Source organism: Azospirillum sp. NS33, assembly GCF_059703765.1.
The window spans coordinates 90,250-114,022 of sequence record NZ_BAAKJB010000012.1 but is presented as its reverse complement, the minus strand read 5'-3'; the positions used below and the strand labels follow the sequence as shown (position 1 = coordinate 114,022).

General features: G+C 69.5%; 23 protein-coding genes and 1 tRNA gene. 15 read left to right on the top strand and 9 right to left on the bottom strand.

Going from position 1 to position 23,773, the window contains the following annotated elements:
• Positions 1 to 73: 73 nt before the first annotated feature.
• Positions 74 to 529: a CBS domain-containing protein gene (locus AC6H2I_RS12855; RefSeq protein WP_497501036.1), complete on the top strand. Its 456-nt coding sequence runs from the start codon at positions 74 to 76 to the stop codon at positions 527 to 529.
• An 89-nt stretch (positions 530 to 618) separates the two neighbouring features.
• Positions 619 to 1,215, top strand: coding sequence for a DUF2889 domain-containing protein (locus tag AC6H2I_RS12850; RefSeq protein WP_497501035.1), 597 nt, complete (start codon positions 619 to 621; stop codon positions 1,213 to 1,215).
• A 49-nt stretch (positions 1,216 to 1,264) separates the two neighbouring features.
• Here the strand turns inward: AC6H2I_RS12850 and AC6H2I_RS12845 are convergent, their stop codons facing one another.
• Both AC6H2I_RS12845 and AC6H2I_RS12840 read right to left on the bottom strand, forming a co-directional pair.
• A complete protein-coding gene (locus AC6H2I_RS12845) occupies positions 1,265 to 1,729 on the bottom strand; it encodes a ribbon-helix-helix domain-containing protein (RefSeq protein ID WP_497501034.1) in 465 nt (154 codons plus the stop codon).
• 234 nt (positions 1,730 to 1,963) lie between these two features.
• A complete protein-coding gene (locus AC6H2I_RS12840) occupies positions 1,964 to 2,236 on the bottom strand; it encodes a BolA family protein (RefSeq protein ID WP_497501033.1) in 273 nt (90 codons plus the stop codon).
• A gap of 208 nt (positions 2,237 to 2,444) precedes the next feature.
• On the opposite strand from AC6H2I_RS12840, the gene AC6H2I_RS12835 reads away from it, so the two are divergent.
• The 3 genes from AC6H2I_RS12835 to cobT all read left to right on the top strand — a co-directional run bounded on the left by AC6H2I_RS12835 (position 2,445) and on the right by cobT (position 6,030).
• The gene (locus tag AC6H2I_RS12835) at positions 2,445 to 2,966 is read left to right on the top strand and encodes a J domain-containing protein (RefSeq protein WP_497501032.1); all 522 of its coding nucleotides are present in this window, start codon (positions 2,445 to 2,447) and stop codon (positions 2,964 to 2,966) included.
• Positions 2,967 to 3,043: 77 nt separating this feature from the next.
• Positions 3,044 to 4,048, top strand: a complete 1,005-nt coding sequence (cobS, locus tag AC6H2I_RS12830) for a cobaltochelatase subunit CobS (RefSeq protein ID WP_497501031.1) — start codon at positions 3,044 to 3,046, stop codon at positions 4,046 to 4,048.
• Between the two features lie 104 nt (positions 4,049 to 4,152).
• Entirely contained in the window at positions 4,153 to 6,030 is a 1,878-nt protein-coding gene (cobT, locus tag AC6H2I_RS12825) for a cobaltochelatase subunit CobT (protein WP_497501030.1), read from the top strand.
• 184 nt (positions 6,031 to 6,214) lie between these two features.
• Here the strand turns inward: cobT and AC6H2I_RS12820 are convergent, their stop codons facing one another.
• On the bottom strand, positions 6,215 to 6,727 hold the full coding sequence (locus AC6H2I_RS12820) for an invasion associated locus B family protein (RefSeq protein ID WP_497501029.1): 513 nt from the start codon (positions 6,725 to 6,727) through the stop codon (positions 6,215 to 6,217).
• Between the two features lie 341 nt (positions 6,728 to 7,068).
• On the opposite strand from AC6H2I_RS12820, the gene AC6H2I_RS12815 reads away from it, so the two are divergent.
• A complete protein-coding gene (locus AC6H2I_RS12815; protein ID WP_497501028.1) occupies positions 7,069 to 8,115 on the top strand; it encodes a Fe(3+) ABC transporter substrate-binding protein in 1,047 nt (348 codons plus the stop codon).
• A gap of 77 nt (positions 8,116 to 8,192) precedes the next feature.
• Here the strand turns inward: AC6H2I_RS12815 and recQ are convergent, their stop codons facing one another.
• Both recQ and AC6H2I_RS12805 read right to left on the bottom strand, forming a co-directional pair.
• Complete coding sequence (gene recQ, locus AC6H2I_RS12810; RefSeq protein WP_497501027.1) at positions 8,193 to 10,079, bottom strand: DNA helicase RecQ; 1,887 nt, start codon at positions 10,077 to 10,079, stop codon at positions 8,193 to 8,195.
• Between the two features lie 275 nt (positions 10,080 to 10,354).
• Positions 10,355 to 11,212 carry a hypothetical protein gene (locus tag AC6H2I_RS12805; RefSeq protein ID WP_497501026.1) on the bottom strand — a complete coding sequence of 286 codons (858 nt, stop codon included), beginning with the start codon at positions 11,210 to 11,212 and terminating at the stop codon, positions 10,355 to 10,357.
• A gap of 79 nt (positions 11,213 to 11,291) precedes the next feature.
• Here AC6H2I_RS12805 and AC6H2I_RS12800 point away from each other — a divergent pair, with 79 nt between their 5' ends.
• On the top strand, positions 11,292 to 12,176 hold the full coding sequence (locus AC6H2I_RS12800) for a Rossmann-fold NAD(P)-binding domain-containing protein (protein ID WP_497501025.1): 885 nt from the start codon (positions 11,292 to 11,294) through the stop codon (positions 12,174 to 12,176).
• A gap of 248 nt (positions 12,177 to 12,424) precedes the next feature.
• Positions 12,425 to 13,033, top strand: a complete 609-nt coding sequence (locus AC6H2I_RS12795) for a helix-turn-helix domain-containing protein (protein ID WP_497501024.1) — start codon at positions 12,425 to 12,427, stop codon at positions 13,031 to 13,033.
• A gap of 6 nt (positions 13,034 to 13,039) precedes the next feature.
• Here the strand turns inward: AC6H2I_RS12795 and folE are convergent, their stop codons facing one another.
• Both folE and apaG read right to left on the bottom strand, forming a co-directional pair.
• Complete coding sequence (gene folE / locus AC6H2I_RS12790) at positions 13,040 to 13,630, bottom strand: GTP cyclohydrolase I FolE (RefSeq protein ID WP_497501081.1); 591 nt, start codon at positions 13,628 to 13,630, stop codon at positions 13,040 to 13,042.
• Positions 13,631 to 13,869: 239 nt separating this feature from the next.
• A complete protein-coding gene (gene apaG, locus AC6H2I_RS12785; protein WP_497501023.1) occupies positions 13,870 to 14,262 on the bottom strand; it encodes a Co2+/Mg2+ efflux facilitator ApaG/CorD in 393 nt (130 codons plus the stop codon).
• A 407-nt stretch (positions 14,263 to 14,669) separates the two neighbouring features.
• Between apaG and AC6H2I_RS12780 the strand changes: the two genes are divergently transcribed.
• The 4 genes from AC6H2I_RS12780 (at position 14,670) to AC6H2I_RS12765 (ending at position 18,409) form a co-directional block, all read left to right on the top strand.
• A complete protein-coding gene (locus tag AC6H2I_RS12780) occupies positions 14,670 to 15,284 on the top strand; it encodes a GNAT family N-acetyltransferase (protein WP_497501022.1) in 615 nt (204 codons plus the stop codon).
• Positions 15,285 to 15,375: 91 nt separating this feature from the next.
• Positions 15,376 to 15,449: transfer RNA gene (locus tag AC6H2I_RS12775), tRNA-Gly, on the top strand.
• A gap of 69 nt (positions 15,450 to 15,518) precedes the next feature.
• Positions 15,519 to 16,670, top strand: a complete 1,152-nt coding sequence (locus AC6H2I_RS12770; RefSeq protein ID WP_497501021.1) for an integrase — start codon at positions 15,519 to 15,521, stop codon at positions 16,668 to 16,670.
• A gap of 467 nt (positions 16,671 to 17,137) precedes the next feature.
• Positions 17,138 to 18,409: a replication initiation protein gene (locus tag AC6H2I_RS12765; RefSeq protein ID WP_497501020.1), complete on the top strand. Its 1,272-nt coding sequence runs from the start codon at positions 17,138 to 17,140 to the stop codon at positions 18,407 to 18,409.
• Positions 18,410 to 18,803: 394 nt separating this feature from the next.
• Here AC6H2I_RS12765 and AC6H2I_RS12760 read toward each other — a convergent pair whose 3' ends face one another.
• Both AC6H2I_RS12760 and AC6H2I_RS12755 read right to left on the bottom strand, forming a co-directional pair.
• Entirely contained in the window at positions 18,804 to 19,112 is a 309-nt protein-coding gene (locus tag AC6H2I_RS12760) for a hypothetical protein (RefSeq protein ID WP_497501019.1), read from the bottom strand.
• Positions 19,113 to 19,563: 451 nt separating this feature from the next.
• Positions 19,564 to 19,938, bottom strand: coding sequence for a hypothetical protein (locus tag AC6H2I_RS12755; RefSeq protein ID WP_497501018.1), 375 nt, complete (start codon positions 19,936 to 19,938; stop codon positions 19,564 to 19,566).
• 221 nt (positions 19,939 to 20,159) lie between these two features.
• Between AC6H2I_RS12755 and AC6H2I_RS12750 the strand changes: the two genes are divergently transcribed.
• The 3 genes from AC6H2I_RS12750 (at position 20,160) to AC6H2I_RS12740 (ending at position 23,657) form a co-directional block, all read left to right on the top strand.
• The gene (locus AC6H2I_RS12750; protein ID WP_497501017.1) at positions 20,160 to 22,664 is read left to right on the top strand and encodes a MobA/MobL family protein; all 2,505 of its coding nucleotides are present in this window, start codon (positions 20,160 to 20,162) and stop codon (positions 22,662 to 22,664) included.
• Positions 22,665 to 22,780: 116 nt separating this feature from the next.
• Positions 22,781 to 23,221, top strand: a complete 441-nt coding sequence (locus AC6H2I_RS12745) for a hypothetical protein (protein WP_497501016.1) — start codon at positions 22,781 to 22,783, stop codon at positions 23,219 to 23,221.
• A 175-nt stretch (positions 23,222 to 23,396) separates the two neighbouring features.
• Positions 23,397 to 23,657, top strand: coding sequence for a hypothetical protein (locus AC6H2I_RS12740; protein WP_497501015.1), 261 nt, complete (start codon positions 23,397 to 23,399; stop codon positions 23,655 to 23,657).
• The last annotated feature ends 116 nt before the right edge of the window (positions 23,658 to 23,773 follow it).

Below are 23,773 nucleotides of genomic sequence, written 5' to 3'. Positions count from 1 at the left end.
GCGTCCGGACGCCGACGGGGATCGTCGGTTGATAACGGACGCCTTTCATCAACAGGGACGCGAGGAACGACCGATGCCGCAGCGCAAGCTCATCCCCGATGTCATCAAGAACCAGACGCTGGTCTGCCTGCCCCCCGGCGCCACGGTCGCCGAGGCCGTGCAGCGGATGGCCAAGAACCGGATCGCCGCGGTCCTGGTCACCGAGGGGACCACGCTCAAGGGGATCTTCACCGAACGCGATCTCACCGTGCGGGTCGCCGCCGCCGGCCGCGACATCGCCACAACGCCGCTGTCGGCGGTGATGACCGCCGACCCCGACACGCTGGGTCCCGACGCGCCGGCCAGCGAGGCGCTGGACCTGATGGAGCGCCACCGCTACCGCCACCTGCCGGTGGTGGACGGCGGCACGGTGGTCGGCATCGTCTCGGTGCGCGACCTCTACAGCGAGGTCCGCCACAACCTGGAAGAGGAGATCAAGGAGCGCGAGGCGTTCTTCTTCGGCTCGCATTTCTCCGTCCAGGCGTCCTGACCGCGGTCGGTCGCGCGCGGCCGCCGGCTTGACCGGCGGCCGGCATGCCCCGATATTCGCTGTGCATTGCAGCAACCGAAGCCACGGACATGCCCCTCACCGACCCGGCCGAGCGCGAGCCCATCCACACCCGGACCCTGACCCTCAACGGGTACCGGCGCGCCGACGGGCTGTGGGACATCGAGGGCCACCTCACCGACGTCAAGGCCTACGCCTTCACCACCGAGGAGCGGGGCCGTCTGGAGCCGGGCGACCCGATCCACGAGATGTGGCTGCGCCTGACGGTGGACGACAGTCTCACCGTGCGGGCCGTCGAGGCGGTCACCGACAAGAGCCCGTACCACGGCTGCGGCCGCATCGTCGACGCCTTCCAGAAGCTGGTCGGCCTCTCCATCGCCGCGGGCTGGACCCGCGCGGTGCGCGAGCGCCTGGGCGGGGTGCACGGCTGCACGCACCTGGTGGAGCTGTTGGGGCCGCTCGGCACCACCGCCTTCCAGACCATCTATCCCATCCTCAGCCGGGAGCGGGCGCGGCAGGCGGCGACCGAGGGGCGGCCGGCGGAGCCGGGGCACACGCGCCCGGTGCTGCTCAACATGTGCCACATGTTCGCCAGCGACGGCGAGGTGGCGCGCCAGCGCTGGCCGGCCCACTACACCGGGCCGCGCGCGGTCGACGCGGCGGACTGATCCCGCCGCCGCCGCGGCTGCCCCCCCCGGGGGTGCTGGCCCCGGCCCCTCACAGGCGGTGGATGCCGGCCCCGGTCGTCTCCGGCTTGCGCGCCCCGCCCAGGCCGCCTTCGCCCCCGTCGGGCAGGGGGCGCGCCGCGCCGCCGCCCGGCGGCGGTTCGTCGTCGTCCGCTTTGTCGAGGTCGAAGGGCGTTCCGGTGAACGGGTCGCCCTCGCCGTGGCGCGCCCGCGAATGGCCGTCCTCGGTGCAGGCCCGGCGGAAATAGGCGGCGATGAAGACCCGCACGGCCGAGGTGAGGGTCACGTCGCTGTCCTCGGGCGCCAGGCCGCGCTGGCGGGCCTGCTCGTCGATGCGGTCCTTGATGCGGGTGCACAGGTCGTTGACGCCATGCGCTTCGCGCCGTGCGATCTCCTCAAGCGCGTCCCACATGGACGGCTCGAGCCGCATGCTGGTCCGGTGGCCCCTCACCATCACGTTCTGGCTGCGCAGGGGTTCCACCCCCAGAGCAGTCACGGACCTGCGCTTCGGCCCTCGCTTCGCCATGGGCTGCCCTTTCTCCGCTCGGCGCCGGCCGGCGGAACGGGGCCGGGCCGGGGGCGACGTCGGTTGTATAACCCGCAATGTACTGAATGCGTCGCGAATTGCAACCCATGTTGCATGCTCACCGCGGTCGCGGATCGACTCTATCGCGCGATGGTTGCATGCATTCGTATGCGGGCCCGCCGGCCGGCTCGCCCCGGTCCCCGGTCAGGCCACCTCGGCCGGGGTCGCGGTGGTGAGCGCCAGGGCGTGGACGCGCTCGGCCAGCTCGTCCGTCAGAAGCGCGTAGACCATGCGCTGCCGGTCGACCCGCGACTTGCCATCGAAGGCGCTGGACACCACGGTGACGTTGAAGTGCGTCTCGCCCTCGGGGCGGGCGCCGGCATGGCCGGCGTGGCGGCCGGACTCGTCGACCACCTCCAGACGGGTCGGCGCCAGGCCTTCGGTCAGCTTCCGGCGGATGCGTTCGGCGTAGATCATCGGGGTGGTCCTCGCAAGGGGGCGTGGCCCCGAGACGTGGGGCGGCGGCGGGTCCGCTGTCAAGGCCGATATGTGCGCGGAACCCAGGCCCGGCGCGGCCCGCGTGCTTGCCAGCAGCGGCCCATCTCCCCATACTTTCCCGATGCAACGCAACCGCGCACGATCGTCCGCTCGCTTGTACGAGGAACCGCGCCATCCGGCCCTTCGGATGTGCGAACACCCCGGCTGCACCGCGGAAGGTGAGCACCGTGCGCCCAAGGGGCGGGACCGGCTGAACGAGTATTTCTGGTTCTGCCTCGCCCATGTCCGCGCCTACAACGCCTCGTGGGATTACTACGCCGGCATGACGTCGGAGCAGATCGAGGCGGAAACCCGGCGCGACACCACCTGGCAGCGGCCGAGCTGGCCGCTCGGCTACTGGCAGGCGCAGGAGAAGTTCCTGCGCGAGCGCGCCACCCATGGCTTCGGCTTCACCTTCGGCGGCGAGACCGGCCGCGGCCCCGGCGACGAGCAGGCATCGCGCCGGGCCGCCGCGCGCACCCCGGAGGAGGACGCGCTGGTCGTGCTGGACCTGGCGCCGCCGGTCGATTTCGTGCGGATCAAGGCGCGCTACCGCGAACTGGTGAAGATCCACCATCCCGACGCCAACGGCGGCAACCGCGATGCGGAAGAAAAGCTGAAAGTGATCAATCAGGCCTACAACACGCTGAAAGGCTGTTATGGTGTCTAGGCCCTGACGGTCGCGGCCGGTGCGTCGCCGGCGGCGCGGAACCGGACCCCACTCGCTGCAACGAACAAGATCGCCTCATGCCATCCCAAGGAGCTACACAGGCCACCTCGGCCCTGTTCGACCACGTGCCGGACATCACCGTGTCGGTGCGCCAGACCTTCGGCATCGATTCCGACATGCAGGTGCCGGCGTTCAGCCAGCGCAACGACCATGTTCCGGATCTCGACGACGCCTACCGTTTCGACCGCGAAACGACGCTGGCCATTCTTGCCGGGTTCGCCTTCAACCGCCGGGTGATGGTGCAAGGCTACCACGGCACCGGCAAGTCGACCCACATCGAGCAGGTGGCCGCCCGCCTGAACTGGCCGTGCATCCGCGTCAACCTGGACAGCCACATCAGCCGCATCGACCTGATGGGCAAGGACGCCATCGTCCTTCGCGACGGGTTGCAGGTGACGGAGTACCGCGAGGGCATCCTTCCCTGGGCCCTGCAGCACGCCTGTGCCCTGGTGTTCGACGAGTACGACGCCGGCCGCCCCGACGTGATGTTCGTGATCCAGCGGGTGCTGGAGGTCGAGGGCAAGCTGACGCTGCTGGACCAGAACCGGGTGATCCGGCCGCACCCCGCCTTCCGCCTGTTCTCCACCGCCAACACCGTGGGCCTGGGTGACACCACCGGGCTCTACCACGGCACGCAGCAGATCAACCAGGGCCAGATGGACCGCTGGAACGTGGTCGCCACCCTGAACTACCTGCCGCACCGCGAGGAGGTGGAGATCGTCCTGGCCAAGGTCGCGAACTACGACACGCCCGAGCGGCGCGACACGGTGAGCGCCATGGTCCGCCTGGCCGACATGACCCGCCAGGGCTTCGTCAACGGCGACATCTCCACGGTGATGAGCCCGCGCACGGTGATCACCTGGGCGGAAAACGCGAACATCTTCGGCGATGTCGCCTTCGCCTTCCGCATCACCTTCCTCAACAAGTGCGACGAGGTCGAGCGGCCGACCGTGGCGGAATACTACCAGCGCTGCTTCGGCACCGAGCTGCCGGAAACCGGCGTGACGGTCAACCTGGTGTGACCCGGACGGCCACCCGGGCGGCCGGGGCGGCGGCGGTGGCCGGCCGCGCCCGTGCCGCCGGGGCCGCCCCGCTGCCTTCCCGTTCCTGAGCCGAGTTGCGTCCGATGTCCGATCGCGAATCCCCCATCGAGGTCTTCAAGCGTTCCACCATCGCCACCGTCCGGACGATGGCCGGGCGCGAGGACGTGCAGGTGGGCTTCTCCCAGGAGCCGCCGGGGGTCATCGGCACCCGGGTGCGCGTGCCGGTGCCGGCCCGCGATCTCAACCCGCACGACGTGGCCACGCTGCGCGGCGCGGCCGACGCCGTGGCGCTGCGCCTGCGCTTCCACGACGGCGCCGTCCACGCCCACCGCATGCCGCTGGGCGACACCGCCCGCGCCGCCTTCGACGCCATGGAGCAGGCGCGCTGCGAGGCCCTGGGGGCGCGGGCGATGGCCGGGGTGGCCAGCAACCTCGCCGCCGCGCTGGAGGAGCGCTACCGCAAGCAGGGCTTCGACAAGGTGGTCGAGCGCGAGCAGGCGCCGCTGGCCGAGGTCCTGCGCCTGGTGGCCCGGGAGGCGATGACCGGCGCCCCACCCCCGGCCTCGGCGCGCCACGCCGTCGACCTCTGGCGGCCGTGGATCCGCGAGAAGCTGGGCCACGACCTCGGCGCCCTCGGCGATGCCATGGCCGATCAGGACGCCTACGCGCGCACCGTGCGCTCGCTGTTGTCCGAACTCGACATGGAGGTGGGTGAGGAGCCGGAGACCGAGCCCGAGCAGGAGGAGCAGGACCAGCAGGAATCGGAGGACAACGAGCAGCCGGCCAACGAGGGCCAGACCCGCGGCGAGGACGAGGTGTCCAACCCCGGTGACCAGCTCGCCTCGGCGGAGATGCAGGACAGCGGTTCGGGCGACGGCGCCGACGAGGGCGGCGAGGACGGCGAGGGCGACCTTGGCGAGGGCGAGGGGGCGGAGGAGCCGGCCGGCCCTGGCGTGCCGTGGCGCCCCGACCACAACCGCCGCAACGATCCCGACCCGAACGCCTACAGGGCCTTCACCACCCAGTTCGACGAGACGGTCGACGCGGCTGATCTGTGCGACCCCGACGAGATGGCCCGGCTGCGCCTGATGCTGGACCAGCAGCTCCAGCACCTGCAGGGGGTGATCTCGCGTCTGGCGAACCGCCTGCAGCGCCGGCTGCTGGCCAAGCAGACCCGCGCCTGGGAGTTCGACCTGGAGGACGGGATGCTCGACGCCGCCCGGCTGTCGCGCATCGTCGTCAACCCCGTGCTGCCGCTGTCCTACAAGCGGGAGAAGGAGACCGATTTCCGCGACACCGTGGTGTCGCTGCTGATCGACAACTCCGGCTCGATGCGGGGCCGCCCGATCTCCATCGCCGCCATCAGCGCCGACATCCTGGCCCGCACCCTGGAGCGCTGCGCCGTCAAGGTGGAGGTGCTGGGCTTCACCACCCGCGCCTGGAAGGGGGGGCAGGGCCGCGAGCTGTGGCTGCAGCAGGGCAAGCCGGCCAACCCCGGCCGTCTCAACGACCTGCGGCACATCGTCTTCAAGGCGGCCGACCAGCCCTGGCGCCGTGCCCGCCGCAACCTCGGGCTGATGCTGCGCGAGGGCATCCTGAAGGAGAACATTGACGGGGAGGCGCTGCTGTGGGCGCACGACCGCCTGATGGCCCGGCCGGAGCAGCGGCGCATCCTGATGGTGATCTCCGACGGCGCCCCGGTCGACGACTCGACGCTGTCGGTGAACTCCGGCAACTACCTGGAGCGCCACCTGCGCCTGGTCATCGAGCACATCGAGAACCGCTCGCCGGTCGAGCTGGTGGCCATCGGCATCGGCCACGACGTCACCCGCTACTACCGGCGCGCGGTGACCATCGTCGACGCCGAGCAACTCGGCGGCACCATGATGAACAAGCTGGCCGAGCTGTTCGACGAGGACGACCGCGCGCTGCCCGGGCGGCCGGTGCGCCGCCGCGCCTGACCGGCCCACCGGCCGGCGTCCGGGCCAACACCGCGGGCCGGACGGTCTGGCGGGGGCACTGGCAAGGGCGCTGGCGGCGGGACCGCCGAATCGGCCATGCCGTGGATCGCCGTTTCGTCGGGGGGAGTCGTTTCTTCGGGGGAGTCGTTTCGTCGGGGGGATTGGGTCGCGACGCCGCGCGCCGCTACTGCAGGCTGCGCTGCATCTCTTCGAAATTGCGGCTGAAGCCGTTGAGCGGGAAGTCGATGTCGCGCTTGCCGGCGCGCAGGAAGTTGACGCGCACCAGAACCGTCGAGCCGTTGCGGAACTGGTCGGCGATGCGGCCCGAGACGAAGTTCGGGAACATGCACATGTTGATCGTGGCGATGTGCGTCTCGATGCGCGGCTGGCGGTCGATGCGAATCGCGCAGCTCTCGATCAGCCCTTGGCTGGTGGTCAGGAACAGGTGGTAGTCGGTTCCGGTGGGGATGACGCTCAGCGCCACGAACCCGACCTCGCGTCCCTCGTCGAACAGGCGGTAGATCAGCAGACGGCACGTCTTGGCGTCCGTCATGCGGTCCACCTCGCAGTAGTTGGCCCAGGCCCCCTCCGGCCCGAAGTCGGCGCTGGACTTGGCGAGGTCGACGGCGCTGGCGGGCGTCATGGTGATGGCGGACATGAGCCCGGCGAGCAACGTCAGTACAAGCGTCCAGCGCATCGGTGCGGTCCTTTGCGATCCATTCGGGCTAACCCCGCCCGCATGATATCTTTCGAACGGGCGGGCGCAAGCACAGTGTTGCGGAAAAAACGCCCCTCACGTCCGCGGCATTTTAGGCGAAGCCGTATGAGAACCAATCCACTACGGTTCAAACCGGAGAATTGACCGAACGGTTGCCACAGCGCTGCGCCACTTCGGCAACAGGGGGATGCGGCGGGGCGGACCGGCGCGTGCATGCGAACGGTTTTCAATCGCGCTTGACACCCCGGGGTGCGGTCGCCAAGGTGCCCATGCGAACAATTCGCAAAGACGGGAACGACCGCAAGCAGGGGATCAAAGGGATGCGAAACAAGACGCTCGGCCTGATGGCCGCCGCGCTCGGTGCCGCGACGTTCGGCGCGGTCGCGCTGGCAGCCGGTCCCGGCCACGCTCAGGACAAGGTGGTCAACGTCTATTCCGCGCGGCACTACGACGTCGACAAGGCCCTGTACGACAACTTCGAGAAGGCGACCGGGATCAAGGTCAACCTCATCGAAGGCAAGGACGACGAGCTGATCGAGCGGTTGAAGAGCGAGAGCGGCAACAGCCCCGCCGACGTTCTCATCACCGTCGACGCCGGTCGTCTGTGGCGCGCCCAGGAAGCGGGCATCCTCCAGCCCGTCGACTCGAAGATCCTGGAAGAGGCGATCCCCGCCCACCTGCGCGAGCCCGACGGCCACTGGTTCGGCCTGTCCAAGCGCGCGCGCATCCTCGTCTACAACAAGGTCGCCGTCGAGCCGTCGGAGCTGAGGAGCTACGAGGACCTGGCCGACCCGAAATGGGACGACCGCCTGCTGGTGCGCTCCTCCACCAACGTCTACAACCAGTCGCTGGTGGGCTCGCTGATCGCCACCCACGGCGCGGAATGGACGGAGGAGTGGGCCAAGGCGGTGGTCGGGAACATGGCGCGCAAGCCCCAGGGCGGCGACACCGACCAGATCCGCTCGGTGGCCGCCGGCGAAGGCGACGTGGCCGTCTCCAACAGCTACTACTTCGCCCGCCTGGCCGCGTCGGACAAGCCCGAGGACCGTGCGGTGGTGTCGAAGCTGGGCGTCATCTTCCCCAACCAGGACGGGCGCGGCACCCACGTCAACGTGTCGGGCGGCGGCGTCATCAAGAACGCGCCGCACCGCGACGCGGCGGTCCGGTTCCTGGAGTATCTGGTGACCCCCGAGGCCCAGACGATCTTCACCGAGCTGAACTACGAGTACCCCATCGTCGCCGGTGCCGAGGTCGCGCCGGTGGTGGCCGCCTGGGGTCCCTTCAAGGAGGACGAGCTCAACGCCGCCGTCTACGGGAAGAACAACGCGGAGGCGCTGAAGGTCATGGACCGCGCCGGCTGGAAGTAGGCCACCGGCCAGGACGGTCCTGCCAAGGGCGCGCCGCACAGGCGCGCCCGGTTTCGCCGGGGCGCCTTCCGGTGCCCTCAGGCGTGCCGGTGGATGACCTCCAGGAAGCTGTCGGCGTAGAGGTCGAGCTTGCGGGCGCCGACGCCGGGCAGGCGGGCGAAGGCGTGGCGGTCGAGCGGGCGGCCCGCCACCATCTCCAGCAGCGTGCTGTCGTGGAAGATGACGTAGGGCGGAACGCCCTGCTCGCGCGCCAGCTCCAGCCGGCAGGCGCGCAGGGCGTGCCACAGCGCGTCGTCGGCCGGCGACAGCGGGCCGCGGCCGCTCTCGCGGCCGCCGCTCCCGCCCCCGCCGGCCCCGGCGCCGCGCCGCAGGGAGTCGCGCACCCCGCGCCGCGTCTCCCGCACCGGGTCCTTGCGCAGGTGCACCGCCTGCTGCCCCTTGGCCACGGGCACGCCGGCGTCGGTGAGGCGGAACCCCCCGTACCCCTCCACGTCGACGGTCAGGAAGCCGGCGGCGACGAGCTGGCGGAACACCGACTGCCACTCCGTCTTGGACAGGTCCTGGCCGACGCCGAAGGTCTTCAGCCGGTCGTGCTGCTGCTGCACCACCTTGTCCGTGGCGTTGCCGCGCAGCACGTCGATGAGGTGCCCGGCGCCGTAGCGCTGGCCGGTGCGGTAGACGGCGGCCAGCGCCTTCTGGGCGGCCACCGTGCCGTCCCAGGTCTCCATCGGCTCCAGGCAGCTGTCGCAGTTGCCGCAGGGCTCCGCCCGCGCCTCGCCGAAATAGTTGAGCAGCACCCGGCGGCGGCACTGTGCCGTCTCGCAGAAGCCGAGCAGCGCCTCCAGCTTGCGCCGCTCGACCCGGCGGTGGGCGTCGCCGGCCTCCGACTGCTCCAGCATCTGGCGCAGCATCACCACGTCGGCCATGCCGTAGACCATCCAGGCGTTGGCCGGCAGCCCGTCGCGGCCGGCGCGCCCGGTCTCCTGGTAGTAGGCCTCCAGGCTTTTGGGCGGGTCGAGATGGGCCACGAAACGGACGTTGGGTTTGTCGATGCCCATGCCGAAGGCGACGGTGGCCACCATCACCATGCCCTCGCTCTTGAGGAAGCGGTCCTGGTTGGCCTCGCGCACCGCCGGCGGCAGGCCGGCGTGGTAGGGCAGGGCCTCGCGGCCCTGGGCCGACAGCCACTGCGCCACGTCCTCCACCTTGGCGCGCGACATGCAGTAGACGATGCCGGCGTCCTCGGGATGGTGGTCGCGCAGGAAGCCCAGGAGCTGCTGGCGCTCGCTGGCCTTGGGCACCACGCGGTAGGTGATGTTGGGGCGGTCGAACGAGGAGACGAAGACGCGGGCCTCGGTCAGCCCCAGCTTCTCGGCGATCTCGGCGCGGGTCTGGGCGTCGGCGGTGGCGGTCAGCGCGATCCGCGGCACCGCGGGGTGGCGCTCATGCAGGATCGAGAGCTGCAGGTACTCCGGCCGGAAATCATGGCCCCACTGGCTGACGCAATGGGCCTCGTCGAGCGCGAACAGGGCCAGTTCGGTGCGCTCCAGCAGGTCGAGGAAGCGCGGCGTCACCAGCCGCTCCGGGGCCACGTAGACCAGGTCGAGCTCGCCCCGCGTCATGGCCCGCTCCACCTCGCGTGCCTCGGCCAGCTCCAGGGAGGAGTTGAGGAAGGCGGCCCGCACGCCGAGCTGGCGCAGCGCCGTGACCTGGTCGCGCATCAGGGCGATCAGCGGCGACACCACCACCGTCACGCCCGGCCGCACCAGGGCGGGGATCTGGTAGCACAGGGACTTGCCGCCGCCGGTCGGCATCAGCACCAGCGCGTCGCCGCCGGCCACGACATGGCGGATGATCTCGCCCTGCGGCCCGCGGAACGATTCGTAGCCGAACACCGAGCGCAGCGCCCGCAGCGCCGCGTCGCCCTCGGGGGCGTTCAGGGAAAACAGCGAATCCACACCCATCGCACGCTACATCTGGGGGGCCGAAAGCCAACGCGAGCCCAATGCCTATGGTTTGGCACATCCGCCCCCGCCGGGGCAAGGAGGCAAGCGCGACTCCGGCCCGAACGGACCGGCCCGGCCGGGGTGCGGTTGGTCGGCCGTGACGGTGCAGCGGGAGGGCCGGCATGGGTCGCGCGACGTCTCGTGACCACACCTTCGTCCTCAACCTCGCCGTCCTCGCCGTGGCGGCCGTGCTCCTGCGCCTCCACCGCACCGGCGCGCCGGCGCCCGACGGGTCAGCGCAGCGCGCCGCGTCCGGAGGGAGTCCCGGTGGGAGCCGCCGTGGGAGCCGCCGTGGGAGCCGCGGCGGGCGTGGCGCCCGGTGACGGCGGGGCGGCGGTGCGCTCCAGGTTGACCGCGGCGGCGGCGGCGGCGGAACCGCCGTCCCCGGCGAGGTCGCCGACCAGCTCCCAGTCGGCGCGGGCACCGGCCAGATCGCCGGACAGGGCCTTCAGGTTGCCGCGCAGCAGCACCGTGTCGGGGTCGCCGGGGCGCAGCTCCAGCGCCCGCGCCACGTCGTCGAGCGCCTGGGCGAGGTGGGACAGCGCCCGATGGGCGGCGGCGCGGTACAGCCAGGCGTCGGCGCGCTCCGGCGCCCGGGCGATGGCGGCGTCGAGGTCGTCGATGGCGTCCCAGAACCGCTCCGCCTCGGCGCGGGCGAAGGCGCGGTCGATCAACAGGTCGGCGTCGTCCGGGGTGCGCCGCAGCGCCCGGCCGTAGGCGGCCTCGGCGCGCGTCGCGTCGCCGGCGCGCAGCCAGGCCCAGCCGGCCCGGCCCAGCAGGGACGCGGCCGCGGCGTCGTCCTCGGCGGCCAGCTCCGGCACCAGCGCCTCCAGCCCGGCGGCGGCCTCGGCGAAGGCGCCGCGGTGGAACAGGCCCATGGCGCGGCAGAGGCGGGCGGCCCCGGCGCCGCCACGCTCCCCCCACAGGCGCGCCTGTTCGATGGCCGCGTCGGGCGCGGTTTCGGCCAGGGCCAGACAGGCGGCCAGGCGCCCGTCCTCCTGGGCGGCCGCGGATGGCGGCGCCAGGGCGGCGGAAAGGGCGAGGGCGAGGGCGGAAAGGGCGAGGAACGGGAGGGGTTTGCGTCGATGCATGGCACGACTACACTCCGCCATCGCGGCCCGCCGATGCAAGCGCGATGCGCGGGGGCGCGACAGTGAGGATGGCCCGCCCATGACCCGACCCCGCCTGTTCGTCTTCGGCCTGGGCTACACCGCGTCGGTGCTGGCGGCGCGCGCCCTGGCGCGGGGCTGGGCGGTCGCCGGGACAGGGCGCACCCAGGCCTCGTGCGACGCGCTGGCCGCCCGCGGCATCGTCGCGCACCGCTTCGCCGGCGACGCGCCCCTGGCCGACGCGGCCGCCGCCCTGGCCGGCACCACCCATCTCCTCGACTCCGCGCCGCCCGGCGAGGACGGCGATTCGGCGCTGGCCCACCACGCCGCGGCGATCGGCGACCTCGCCGGCCTGGAATGGGCCGGGTACCTCTCCACCACCGGGGTCTACGGCGACCGCGGCGGCGCCTGGGTGGGGGAGGGGGACTGGCTGCGGCCGACCGGCGAGCGCCAGCGCCGCCGCGTCGAGGCGGAGCGCGGCTGGCTGCACCTCTACCGCCAGCGCGGCGTGCCGGCGCACGTCTTCCGCCTGCCCGGCATCTACGGCCCCGGCCGCAGCGCGCTGGACCAGGCGCGCGACGGCACCGCCCGGCGCATCGACAAGCCCGGCCAGATGTTCAGCCGCATCCATGTGGAGGACGCGGTGGACGCGCTGGAAGCCTCGATGGCCCGGCCCCGGCCCGGGTCCGTCTACAACGTGTGCGACGATCACCCCTGCCCGCAGCCCGAGGTGGTGGCCTACGCCTGCCACCTGCTCGGCCTTCCGCCGCCGCCGCTGGTGCCCATCGGGGAGGCCGGCCTGTCGCCCATGGCGGCCAGCTTCTGGGCCGACAACAAGCGGGTGCGCAACGACCGCATCAAGCGCGCGCTGGGGTGGGCGCCACGCCACCCCGACTACCGCGCCGGCCTCGACGCGCTCTTCGCGGCGGAGCGCCGTTCGACCTGACGGCGGAGCGCCGTTCGACCGGACGGCGGCCGTCCGGCGGCCCGGGCGAGGCGGCCCGGCCGCGCCCGTCGCCCCTCCGATGCGGTGGTGCGACGCTGGGTGGTGCACCCCTTTCGGTTCCTGGAATCCGTCCAAAATGCGGCGCCGCTCATGCCAACGCGCGTTGGACAGGATGGACCGTCGTGGCGATGTTTCGGGGCGTCCGTACCCGCCGCCGGCGTCCGCCGGCGCCGGTCCCCGAACCCGACATGGAGGGCTGCCAGGTGGCGCGCACGCTGCTACTCGTGGACGACGACGCCGATCTCGGCGGCCGGCTGGTCGGCGCCCTGGCGTCGTGGCGCATCGTCAGCACGGCCGACCGGGAGAACGCCCGGCGGGTGGCCCGCGCCCATCGGCCGCCGGTCGCGCTGGTGGCCTTCCACATCCCGCCGCCGGCGGGCGCGGACGGGCGCCCGGCGCCGTGCGGCCCGGTCGACGGGCTGGCCGTGCTCGACGACCTGCTGGCGGCATCGCCGGCCACCAAGGTGGTGATGCTGGACGACGGGCGCCAGCCGCGCAGCGCCGCCGTGCAGGCGGTGGCCGCCGGCGCCCACGACGTCGTCCGCGGCGGCGGCGGCCTGCGCGAGCTGGCGCTGCTGGTCGACCGGGCCTTCCACCGCCACGAGCTGGAGGCCGAATGCCGCCGCCGCGCCCGGCCGGTGCCGCTGCGCGCGGTGCGCGAGCAGGCGGAGCGCCGCGCCGTGGAGCACGCCCTGACCCAGTCCAGCGGCAACCTGTCGGCCGCCGCCCGGCTGCTGGAGGTCAGCCGGCCCACCCTCTACAACCTGATCCGCCAGCACGGCATCCGCGAGGCGTGAGCGCCCTCACTCGCCGGTGCGGTTGACCGGGTTGCCGATCATCGACAGGAACTCCCGCCGCGTCGACGGGTCGGTGCGGAACGCGCCGAGCATGCGGCTGGTCACCATGGTCACCCCGGGCTTGTGGACGCCGCGGGTGGTCATGCACTGGTGCTGCGCCTCGATGACCACGGCGACGCCGTCGGGCTGCAGCACCTCGTCGAAGGTGTTGGCCACCTGGGCCGTCAGCTTCTCCTGGATCTGCAGGCGCTTGGCGTAGATCTCCACGACCCGGGCCAGCTTGGAGATGCCGACCACCCGGTGGCGCGGCAGATAGGCCACGTGGGCCTTGCCGATGATCGGCACCATGTGGTGCTCGCAGTAGGATTCCATGCGGATGTCGCGCAGCACGACCATCTCGTCGTAGCCGTCGGTCTCCTCGAAGGTGCGCTCCAGGATCTCGACGGGATCGGCATCGTAGCCCGCGAAGAACTCGCGGTAGGAGCGGGCCACGCGGTCCGGCGTGCCGAGCAGCCCCTCGCGCCCGGGGTCGTCCCCGGCCCAGCGGATCAGCGTGCGCACCGCCTCCTCGGCCTCCGCCTGGGTGGGACGTTCGATGGCGACGCCGCCGCGGCGGGGGTGGCCGGGGCCGCGGACGACGTTGGCGGCGAGGGGGGGCTTGGGAACGGTCACGGTGCGGGTCCTCATGGATGCGGCGCGCGGGGTCTCACGGGTTACGGCGCCGGGTGCCCCTTCGGATCACCGGCCGGGGGCGGTCATCGGCCGGTTGGCCGGAGCGAACATCCCACGTCGGCGGTCGGCCGCCCGAAGTCAAGGACCGGCGCCTGCGGTCGCGGTCAATTGAGGCGCTTGGACTGGTGCGGGCTGTCCAGGGAGAAGGCCGGGATGGTGACGTCGAAGGTCTCGCCGTCCTCCGTCTCCATCTGGTAGGCGCCCATCATGATGCCGGACGGCGCCGCCAGCGGCGTGCCGCTGGTGTACTCGAAGGCCTCGCCCGGCTCCAGCACCGGCTGCTCGCCGACCACGCCCGGCCCGCGCACCTCCTGCACCCGCCCCAGCCCGTCGGTGATCCGCCAGTAGCGGGTGCGCAACTGCACCGTCTCGCTGCCCTCGTTCTCGATGCGGACGTGGTAGGCCCAGACGTAGTGGTTCTCCGCCGGCACCGACTGGTCCTCGAGGAAGATCGGGTTGACGGTGACGCGGATCGACCGCGTGACGTTGCTGTACATGACCGGGACTCCGCGCACGGGCGCACTGTTCGTGGCCAAGAATAGGGGTGCCGCCGCCGTGCTGTCCAGGGCCGGGAGGGCGGCCGCGTCCAGGGCCGGGGCGGCCATGCCGTGCCGGCATGCCACACCCCGCGGCGCTGCACGGGGGTGGCGCCGAACCGGCCCTTGCGTGGCGCCGGGGCCGATGGTATATGCGACCCACCCCGAAACAGCCCATGAGCTGTGGTCATGTTGCGTCAGCACATCATCAGCATCCGACGACGGACCGGCGCGCCGCTGAGCGCGGGCGCGGACGTCTACGGATCGCGTGCGGACGCCCGGGGAACCGGCTGGAACTGACCGGCCCCCCTCCCGGCGAAGGCGCGATCCGCCCTTCCGACCTTCTTCCCTGCCGGGAGACCCCATCGATGATCGTGACCACCGAGGAGCCGCGGCACGCCGCCGCCATCGAAACCCTCCTCGACCGTTCCTTCGGCCCCGACCGCCACTCCAAGACCGCCTACCGCCTGCGCGACGGGGTCGACCCGCTGCGCGAGCTGTCGCTGGTCGCCATCGAGCACGACGACCTCGGCAACGAGGTGCTGGAAGGGACGATCCGCTACTGGCCGGTGACGCTGGGCGGCATGACGCCGGCGCTGATGCTGGGCCCGATCGCCGTGACGGCGCACTGGCGGGGCGGCGGCCTGGGCAGCAAGCTGATCCGCATGAGCCTGAACAAGGCCGCGGCGGCGGGCCATCGCTCGGTGATCCTGGTCGGCGACGCGCCCTACTACGCCCGCTTCGGCTTCACCCGCGACCTGACCCTGGGCCTGGAGATGCCGGGCCCGGTCGACGCCGCCCGCTTCCTCGGCCTGGAGCTGGTGCCGGGCGCGCTGGCCGGGGCCGCCGGCGTGGTCGGCCGGGTGCCGGGCGCCGCCGCCACGGCGCCGGCGCCGGAGGTCGCCCTGGCCGGCGCGATCCCTAACGCGGGGCTGGCGTCGGCCGGCCTGTGGGTGCCACGGCGCACCGCCTGGGCGGCCTGACACGAGCCTCTTGCAACGGCCGGGGACCTTGCCTATAAACAGCGAGCCCCGACCAGGGGCACTGCCGACGGGCCGCCACGGCCCCGGCGGCGCGGGTGTAGCTCAATGGTAGAGCAGAAGCTTCCCAAGCTTACGACGAGGGTTCGATTCCCTTCACCCGCTCCAATTTCCTGGCCTTTTTCGTGACAATCCGTGACACTGTCCCTTCCACGGCGGAGGGCAGGAGCGCGTCACATGGCTACGATCTGGGAACGGGGACCCTACCAGTTCTGCGCACGGGTGCGGCGGAAGCGCGACGGCAAGATCGTTAGCGAGACGAAGACCTTCGAGACGCGGAAGGAGGCCGAGGAGTGGGCCGCCATCCTGGAAGGCAAGGTCATCGGTGACGAGTACCAGGACCGCCGGAAGGCCCGTGACACCTCCCTGTCACAGGCGATGGACTGGTACACGGACCACGTCGCACCGCTGGACCCGAAGACGGGCAAGCGTAAGCTGAACACCCCAGACGCCAAGAACCAACTCTCAAAGCTGCGCTACTGGAAGGGCTCCGAATTCGCGGACTGGTCCCTCGTCAGCATCAAGCCCTGGGATCTGATTCGTTGGCGTCGACGGGTTCTCGACGAAGACGGCACCGAAGGCGATGAGCCGGCTGGGCCGGAAGCCGAATGCACGGCGCAGACCGTCATCCACCGCCTCAACACGTTGAGTCGGGTGTACCAGCTCTGGGCGCTGGCCCACCATGTGGAACTCGCCAACCCGGTAGGACCCAACGTCCGCCCTGGAATGCCTTCGGGCCGAACGCGGCGGCTGAACCCGCATCCAGACGAGCAAGGGAACGACGAGGAGGCCCGCCTCCTCGCGGCGTGCGCGAAGTCGTCAAGGCCGTGGCTGCGCCCGGCGGTGATCATCGCCATTGAGACCTGTATGAGGCAAGGGGAACTCGCCGGATTGACGTGGGATCGGGTGCGCCTCGACGTGCGGCCCTCGGCAGGGCTGGACCGGACCAAAAACGACCAGCCCAGGCTCGTGCCGCTGTCGGCCCGTGCCGTCGCTGCCTTCCGGGAACTGTTGCCTGCGGACGGCGTAATCGGCCCTCGGCCGGTTCTGCCGGTGGAAACGCCACGCGCCATCGCTCACGCCTTCAGGGATGCGATCAGCGCCGCCGACAAAGAAGCCCAACGCGACGCCTTCCCCGACCTGCGCTGGCACGACCTCAGGCACGAGGCGATCAGCCGCTTGTTCGAACTGACTGACCTTCGCGACCACGAGATCATGTCCATCACCGGACATCTCACACCCACCATGCTCGGCCGCTACACCCACCTTCGCGGGGACCGGCTCGGCGAACGGCTGCCGGGCGGCAGGCTCAACGTGAAGCCAGGCTGATGGCTCCCGCTGTCAACATTTTTTGCTTTCATAACAATGACTTGGCCACGACCGGGGGATGCGCTACCCCTAAAAGGAAGTCGGCGCCCGTAGCAAGCGGACGCCGACTGGAACCTGAGGGTTCGGGACCTGCTGTTCGAGGCGGCAAGTCATGACCAGAGAGATAGCGCAGGCTGTCGCAGTGGCCAAGACCTAAATGCATCAGCGGGCCGGACCTCCACTAGGAGGTAGACATGGTCGCAACTGCGAGACGCATACAAGCGGAGCCGAAATCGGTTCCGCCAGCCAAAAAGCCAAAGACCAAATTTCAGTTCCTTCCGGTCCAAGATGTGGCTTCCCTATGGGCCGCGTTGCCTGCCCGGCCATGGGCGTATTTTCATCTTGATGACAAACTGAAAAGGAAGGTCAGAAAGAATAGGAATTTGGAATCCAAAATCCGCTCTACGGTGAGGAAGCCGAAGTGGCTGATGGAGACCTGGAAGAACGCAAAGGGGGTCGGCCTCAACCACGATTTTGCCGTCCGGTTCCTTTCACAGGACTGCGACCACGACGACATCCTCCGATGGAAGGACAAGGGCCTCGCCCGGCCTCTGTTCGCCGTGCGGAACAGGGAAGGGACCCGGAACGCCGGCCGCTACCACGTCACATGGGAGCTCGCCGAACCGGTGCTGCGCACCCCGGGGGCACGGAAGGCGCCCCAAGAGAAGCTGAAGCTCGTCCGAGAGGCGTTAGCCTGGACGCTGGGGGCCGATCCGGACTATGCCATGCTCCACACCAAGAACCCCTTTCACCCCGACCACGAGGTGGTCTGGTTCGGCGGCGCTCCCGTCACGCTCGACGACCTCGCCCGGCAGCTCGACATTGACCTGTGGATCGAGGAGCGCAGGAAGCGCCCAAAGGGGCTCGCCTTGGCGAAGCAGGGTGCCGGTTCCCGAAACAAGGCCATCTTCGAGGAGGTCAGGCACAAGGCCTACCGCCTCACCGGCCGCTACAAACGGACCGGCGACGGCGACGGCCTCCGCGCCGAGATCAGGGGACTCGTCGCCGAGGCCAACGCGGCGCTCGGCGACAAAGCTCTCGACGCCTACGAGACCGACTGCGTCGTCCGGAGCATCTACCGGTTCTGCTGGAACCGGCTCGATTGGAAGCGGTACGACAAGGCTGGCGGCGAGGTGCGCATGCTGCTGCCGAAGGGTATGTCGCTGAAGGAGAGGCAGGCCGCCGGCGGCCGCTTCATCGCCGGCCGGCAGAAGGCGGGTTCCGTCGCGGCGATCGCGGCCGCCCGTCAAGCCATCATCGACGAGGGCGCCAAGCCGACCCAGAAGGCCGTCGCGAAGCGGGCGGGCGTGAGCTTGGAGACCGTGAAACGGTACTGGCATACGGCTCCGGAAGCGTCGAGCGGAAGGTGTCAGACGGTGTCCTATCAGATAGGATGTTCACCGGGGGCAGCCGGGGATCAGCCTCCGCCCCTGCTGCCGTCACGGCACAAGGCTGCGACCTGCCCAACCGATGGTCCCGTCACGTTCGACGCCGACGGCATCCCCACCTTCCTGTACGATCCCGCCGCCGCCAATGCCATGTACGGCACCCTCGCGGAGCAAAGGAGGAACGGGGGAGTCCAGGCCTTGTGCCTGGACGGGGGAGTGACGGGAGCTGTTCCTATTGCTCCTGACAGGGTGCCACGGGCGGTCGCCCCGCCCGGTGCCTGCCCGGTAGGGCCGGGCCGAAGGGTTGCGTAGGCTTGGCACGCTGACATCCCTCCCCGCATGCCGGCACCACAGCGCCATGGCGATGGGGAGGGGGCCGGGGAGGGGAAGCGCGTCGGTGTGGCTGCTGGACCCCCACCGCTCGTGATGGTATGCAGCGTCCCTTGGCGTTCGTCGCATACGTGTCCATCTCGGAGAGGCTTATGGCTCGCCCCTGTATCCATCATCTCAAGCTTTGGTCCGCCCTCGCCGTCGCTGCGTTCATTGCGATCAAAATCTGGGATTGGTTCTACCTGCCCCCCGCAGGCACCTTTGCACCTGTGGGACCCGACGGTTCGGTTCCGCTGTGGGCATCGGATTACTATTGGTTCCGCTGGCTTGTTCCCGTGGGCCTGTTCGTGACGGGTGTTGTGAAATGGGTGCGCTGCTACGGCCGCAACCCGAGCGGATGGGAGCCCTGAACATCGGCTGCCAAGCCGGCGGTCGGCCCATAGACGCGTTCGAGGACGCGCTTCAGCGCGATCGTCGCCGCTCCGTTCCACATGACCACCAGCGCAAGCGCCGCGAACCGGCCACGCCAGTCGCCCTCTCTCGGCAGGTCATGGTACTGCCCTGCCGCAAGGCTCTTGTCGTGATAGTCGAGGAACACGACATCAACAGGCAGAGTCAGTGCAAGGAACATCGCAATGATGATGGAAGGATAATGAGGCCTAATCTTCGAAATGATGGTATCCACGAGGCTGCCTCCAGTTGGGATGTTTCATTTGGAAGACTGCTGCGCCGCGGCTTTGTACGTCAAGTTTAGACTCCGCTTGCCCCCTGGTGTGTCAACATTGGATTAGAAGCCCGCTGGACGCCGTTTTCATATCGTGGGCTGTGGGTAGCCGGGGGAATCCGCAGTCCATCCCGCCGCCCGCCGCATCGCTTTCTGGGGTCTGATCGAGCCGCCGGCCCCCGTCAAGGCAACCCGGCAAGCCGGGCCGCTTCGCGGTCCTTGACGGCGACCGCCGCCCCGATCCGGGCGACCCCAGCGATGCGACGGACGACGGGATGGAAGGAAGCTGGGAACGAGAATGGGCGCCATCGGCGCCCATCTTCGCTCGCTCGGGACTCAAGGATGGAGGGATTTAGAGGATCGGGGCTTCCCGTCCGCGGCCAAGTGCGCCACGGCGCCGAGGCCGTACGGGTCACTGGTCATCGCCGTCGCCCTCAAGGAAGCCGGTTCCGCCGTCCTCGCCGCCGACCGACACCACGACCTCCCGGGAGTCCAGCAGCGCGTCGGGCCGGAACCGGCGGATCGTCTCCAACTTGCCGGCGCCGCGGCGTTTGATGATCCCGTCCAGCACGACGCGGAACCCGGGATCGGCGGCCGCCTCGTCGAGGACGCAGTCCCCCACGGCGCACAGCGCCTCCTTCCGTTTCTGCTGGTCCGCCGTCGCCGCCGCCTTGATCGCCTTGATGGTGTCCCGCTCGATCCTCTCCTGTGCCTCCAGCAGCCGCTTCGCCTGGACGTCGCCCTGGTCGGCCAGCTTCCGCAGCCGCTCCTTCTGCCCTCTCGTCATCTCCGCCTCCTGGTATCCGCACCGCCGGCTCGACGCCTGCGCGTGTTTGTGTTGCCAATTTCATTCTATGGTGGAATCATGGAAATGCAAGGTTCTGGCTCAGTGAGTTCTTTGCGGATACCAAGGCTGTGCTCGCTTATACAAACTGCTTCGCAGTTTGTCGCTCGCCCGGCCCTTATGGCCGGGAACTTGTCAACATTACTACTTGAGGAATCCTTGGCATGTCGGGTGCGAGGCACGTCTCGGTCGGTGTGGTCCAGCGGCGCTCAGGCGGCTCCGCCTGCCGCCGTGCCGCCTACGTCGCCGCCGACCGCCTGACCGACCCCCGCACCGGCGAGACCTTCGACTACACCGCCACGAAGGGCGAGGAGGTCGGACACTCGGAGATCATGGCGCCCGAGGGCGCACCCGCCTGGGTCTACGACCGGGCGATGCTATGGAGCGAGGCCGAGAAGGCGGAGACCCGCAAGAACTCCCAGACCGCCAGAACCGTGGACGTCGCCCTGCCCCGCGGCCTCACCGACGACCAGCAGGTCGAGTTCGCCCGCGAGATGGCGAAGCCGTGGGTGGCCATGGGCATGGTGGTCGATTTCTCGATCCACCGCATCACGGGTTCCGATGGGCTGCCGCAGGACCACGTCCACTACACCCTCACCATGCGGCGGCTGGCGGTAGACGGTGAAGGATTCGCCAAGACGAAGAAGGACGCCCGAGAGTGGAACGCCTATTTCGGCGGCGATTTCGCCCGCTCACAGTCCGATGTGTCGAGGCTTCCCCGTTCGGATGCCCTCCGCGGCTTCCGCGCCGAGACCACGGAGCGGATGAACGCATGGCTGGAGTCCCAGAAGCTGGACATCCGCGTCGAGTTCAGGAGCAACAAGGAAGCCGCCGCCGACGAGTTTCCGCCGCCGCCGCATGTCCCGCAGTACGAACTCAGGATGGCGCAGCGCGTCATCGACAAGGCCGAGGAGGAGGGACGCCAGCCGCGCCGCGAGGAGTTCCCCAACCGCTACGCCGCCATGCTCGATTGGCAGGACGCCCGCCGCGAGTACCTGTCCCTCAAGGAGCTGGCCGTCGAGACGTTGATCGAGGCGGACAACGTCATCAGCCTTGCCGACCGGAAGAAGGCCGAGGCGGAGGCCGAGGCGCTGCCGCCGATGCCGGAGCCGAAGCCCAAGGAGCCGAACGGCCTCTGGCAGGACAAGCTGCACGACACGGACGGCAAGCTCACGAACGCGGGGATCATCCACGCCGCCGATTCCCGCCGCGGGAAGCTGGCCGAAGCCTGGGAGAAGTTGAATGCTAACACTCGCACGGATCGCCGAGGCGTTCGGATGGGCACGTCCGGCGGCGCCCTCGCCCACGACCACGACTGGCACGAAGAAGAAGGCCAAGCCGACATCGACGTCGGACACCTCGAAGCCGAAGTCGCAGCCATCCCCGCAGCCGAGCGAGGAGGCCACCTCCGCCTCGTCGAATCCCCCAAAGAAGAAGCCCAAGACCTTGAACGCCGAGACCAGCGCGGCGACGAAGGCCGAGACCCCAGCCCCGCAGCCGACCCAGCCGAAGGCGGAGCCGACCCCGAAGAAAGCCGATCCGATCCCGCCGCCGGCGTTGGCGTTCCCGGAGATCGAAAGGGAGGTGAAGGCGATCGCCAGCACGGCGACGGAGGTCCGCACGGACACGCGGCAGATCATCGAGATGCTGACCGAGCCGCAGGAGGGCGACGGGGAGAACCCGCTTCACCAGATAGTGGATCTCCTTCAGGCGGTCATAGCCAAGCTCAACGGCCTCGAACTCTCTCAGCAGGAACTCTCGCGCGAGTTCGCGCGGCTCAAGCCCAGTTTGTTCAGACCGGGGGAGGCGCCAAGCTCCAACAGGTCAAAGCCAGCATCAACCTCGGAGCCGGACGAGGACTGACCGGCACGCAGCCGAAGGAAGCTGCGGCCCCGACCAAGGCCGGAGGGCGTCCGAGCGTTGGCGCCGGTTCCTCGGGGAACCATGGCGGAGGCGGCGGAGCCGTGGGCGGCAGCGGTTCCGGGAAGTCTATGGAGCAGGCTTTACACGAGGGAACCGGCTGGATTGAAGCCCCCGAACTGTCGGGCGGCGGCGATGGCGCACCGATCGGCCCGGGCCTCGATCCCGAGGAATGGTGCGAGGCCATGGCCCAACTGGACGAACGCCTCCGCGAGGCGGCGGAACGCTTCCGCGACGCCGAGCGCGTCCGCGTCCGCGAGGGACAGCCTTCCGAGTTCCGGCCGGCTTCCGCATCGCCCCCTCCCCCAGTCCAACCGTCCCTCCCCCCCGGGGGAGAGACGGGCGCGGGCAAACCCGCGCACGATGCCGCCGATGTTCCCGCCAAGCCGAAGGCCGAGGTCAAGGTGGACTGGCCGCGCATCGCCAAGGCCGCCCACGAGTACGCCAAGGTCATCAACCGGGGAACCATCAAGTCCGGTCGCAAAGAGGCCGAGGTGCTTGAAGCCCTTGGGCCGGAAGGCCGTGCGGTCAAGGAGCGGCTGGAGGCGCTCCACGGCCAGTTCAAGCTGACGGAACTGATGAAACGGCAATACGGGCAACCGACCGTCCCCGATAACATTCTGCGCCGCCTCGGCGACATGGAGAGGCAGATCGTGGCCAAGCGAGCGGAGTCCCGGGAACACGCGCTGGAGCTCGCCAAGGAGCTCGCCGCCAATCCGAACGCTGGGCACCAACTACGCATGAAATAGATTTTTCGTTACAGTAACAGATTCCGGTTTTACGTTTCCGTAACGAATTCCATTGACGTTTCCAGCAGGACTGTGACCTTGTTCCCGTTACGGTAACGAAAAGGAAGGGAGGGGCGGTGTCGTTCCGCATCCGGAGACAGACAGTCGAGGGACAGCACCTCGGCTATCTGAAGATCGACAGGGCCGGGATCGTCACCCTTGCCCCGGCCGGTAAAGCCTCCCGTTGGCCTAGCCAGTCGATGGCCGAAGCCGAGGCCGAGACACAGAAGGCACCCCGTGGCGCCGTCCATGTGGTGGAGGAGGCTCACGCTGGACGTCCGAGGACCGGCGTTCCCAGCGCAGAGCGCGTCCGCAAACATAGGGAACGCGGAATCGGAAAAGAGGCCATTTCAACTGCTCTGTTTGCGGAGTTCAGCGCTGCGCCGACGAGCAGGAACACTATCGCTAGCCTGCTGGAGAGGGTCATTGATCGTGTCCATATGAGACGCTTGCAGACCACTCACGACGCTTTGAAGCAGGACACCAAGGCTTTGATCATGAAGGCTTTGAGGAACTAGTGGCGTGCGCCAGACAATCCTTCTGTATGTAACTGGGTTGGAAGGGTAAGGGCATGAACCTCCTGCGGCGAGCTATTGACCTGAAGCTCGCTCCAGCAGGCCGAGGCCGGACCTTATTGCTCATTCCTGGCAGCTCACCCATATTATGAATTCCACTATCGATAGGAGGCTGAAGGTGGGTGGGGCAAAACGCGCGAAGGAAGATCATGACGCCGAAGTCGATAGCGTTCTTGAGCGTTTGATCGATGCAGGGGCCGTAGAGCGGTGCGAGTTCCACGAATATCCGGTCGATCAGGATGACAGCGAGGCTGTTGATGCAGTTCGCACCGAATTGGCGGAAGAGGTCGGGCAAGACGAAGCCGACAAGCTCATTGAAGAAGCCATGTCTCAAGTGTGCTGGGAGTGTCCAGGCTGCGAGAGTAACAGGGACGAATAAACGCGACCAAGGCTAACGGGAAGCGCTCGCTAATGCGCCAAACCAGACGGATCATTACGCATGGAGCCCTGTGGTTCCAGCAGAGCTCCATGCGTAATGATCCGTCTGGCACGTCC

Excerpts from the sequence above, each read along its gene's own strand:
- cobT (WP_497501030.1), top strand. The coding sequence starts at position 4,153 with ATGTCCGATCGCGAATCCCCCATCGAGGTCTTCAAGCGTTCCACCATC.
- apaG (WP_497501023.1), bottom strand. The coding sequence starts at position 14,262 with ATGTACAGCAACGTCACGCGGTCGATCCGCGTCACCGTCAACCCGATC.
- AC6H2I_RS12750 (WP_497501017.1), top strand. The coding sequence starts at position 20,160 with ATGTCGGGTGCGAGGCACGTCTCGGTCGGTGTGGTCCAGCGGCGCTCA.
- recQ (WP_497501027.1), bottom strand. The coding sequence starts at position 10,079 with ATGGGTGTGGATTCGCTGTTTTCCCTGAACGCCCCCGAGGGCGACGCG.
- cobS (WP_497501031.1), top strand. The coding sequence starts at position 3,044 with ATGCCATCCCAAGGAGCTACACAGGCCACCTCGGCCCTGTTCGACCAC.
- AC6H2I_RS12765 (WP_497501020.1), top strand. The coding sequence starts at position 17,138 with ATGGAGACCTGGAAGAACGCAAAGGGGGTCGGCCTCAACCACGATTTT.
- AC6H2I_RS12850 (WP_497501035.1), top strand. The coding sequence starts at position 619 with ATGCCCCTCACCGACCCGGCCGAGCGCGAGCCCATCCACACCCGGACC.
- AC6H2I_RS12755 (WP_497501018.1), bottom strand. The coding sequence starts at position 19,938 with ATGACGAGAGGGCAGAAGGAGCGGCTGCGGAAGCTGGCCGACCAGGGC.
- AC6H2I_RS12815 (WP_497501028.1), top strand. The coding sequence starts at position 7,069 with ATGCGAAACAAGACGCTCGGCCTGATGGCCGCCGCGCTCGGTGCCGCG.
- AC6H2I_RS12780 (WP_497501022.1), top strand. The coding sequence starts at position 14,670 with ATGATCGTGACCACCGAGGAGCCGCGGCACGCCGCCGCCATCGAAACC.
- AC6H2I_RS12835 (WP_497501032.1), top strand. The coding sequence starts at position 2,445 with ATGTGCGAACACCCCGGCTGCACCGCGGAAGGTGAGCACCGTGCGCCC.
- AC6H2I_RS12800 (WP_497501025.1), top strand. The coding sequence starts at position 11,292 with ATGACCCGACCCCGCCTGTTCGTCTTCGGCCTGGGCTACACCGCGTCG.
- AC6H2I_RS12770 (WP_497501021.1), top strand. The coding sequence starts at position 15,519 with ATGGCTACGATCTGGGAACGGGGACCCTACCAGTTCTGCGCACGGGTG.
- AC6H2I_RS12855 (WP_497501036.1), top strand. The coding sequence starts at position 74 with ATGCCGCAGCGCAAGCTCATCCCCGATGTCATCAAGAACCAGACGCTG.
- AC6H2I_RS12805 (WP_497501026.1), bottom strand. The coding sequence starts at position 11,212 with ATGCATCGACGCAAACCCCTCCCGTTCCTCGCCCTTTCCGCCCTCGCC.
- AC6H2I_RS12820 (WP_497501029.1), bottom strand. The coding sequence starts at position 6,727 with ATGCGCTGGACGCTTGTACTGACGTTGCTCGCCGGGCTCATGTCCGCC.
- AC6H2I_RS12795 (WP_497501024.1), top strand. The coding sequence starts at position 12,425 with ATGGAGGGCTGCCAGGTGGCGCGCACGCTGCTACTCGTGGACGACGAC.
- AC6H2I_RS12840 (WP_497501033.1), bottom strand. The coding sequence starts at position 2,236 with ATGATCTACGCCGAACGCATCCGCCGGAAGCTGACCGAAGGCCTGGCG.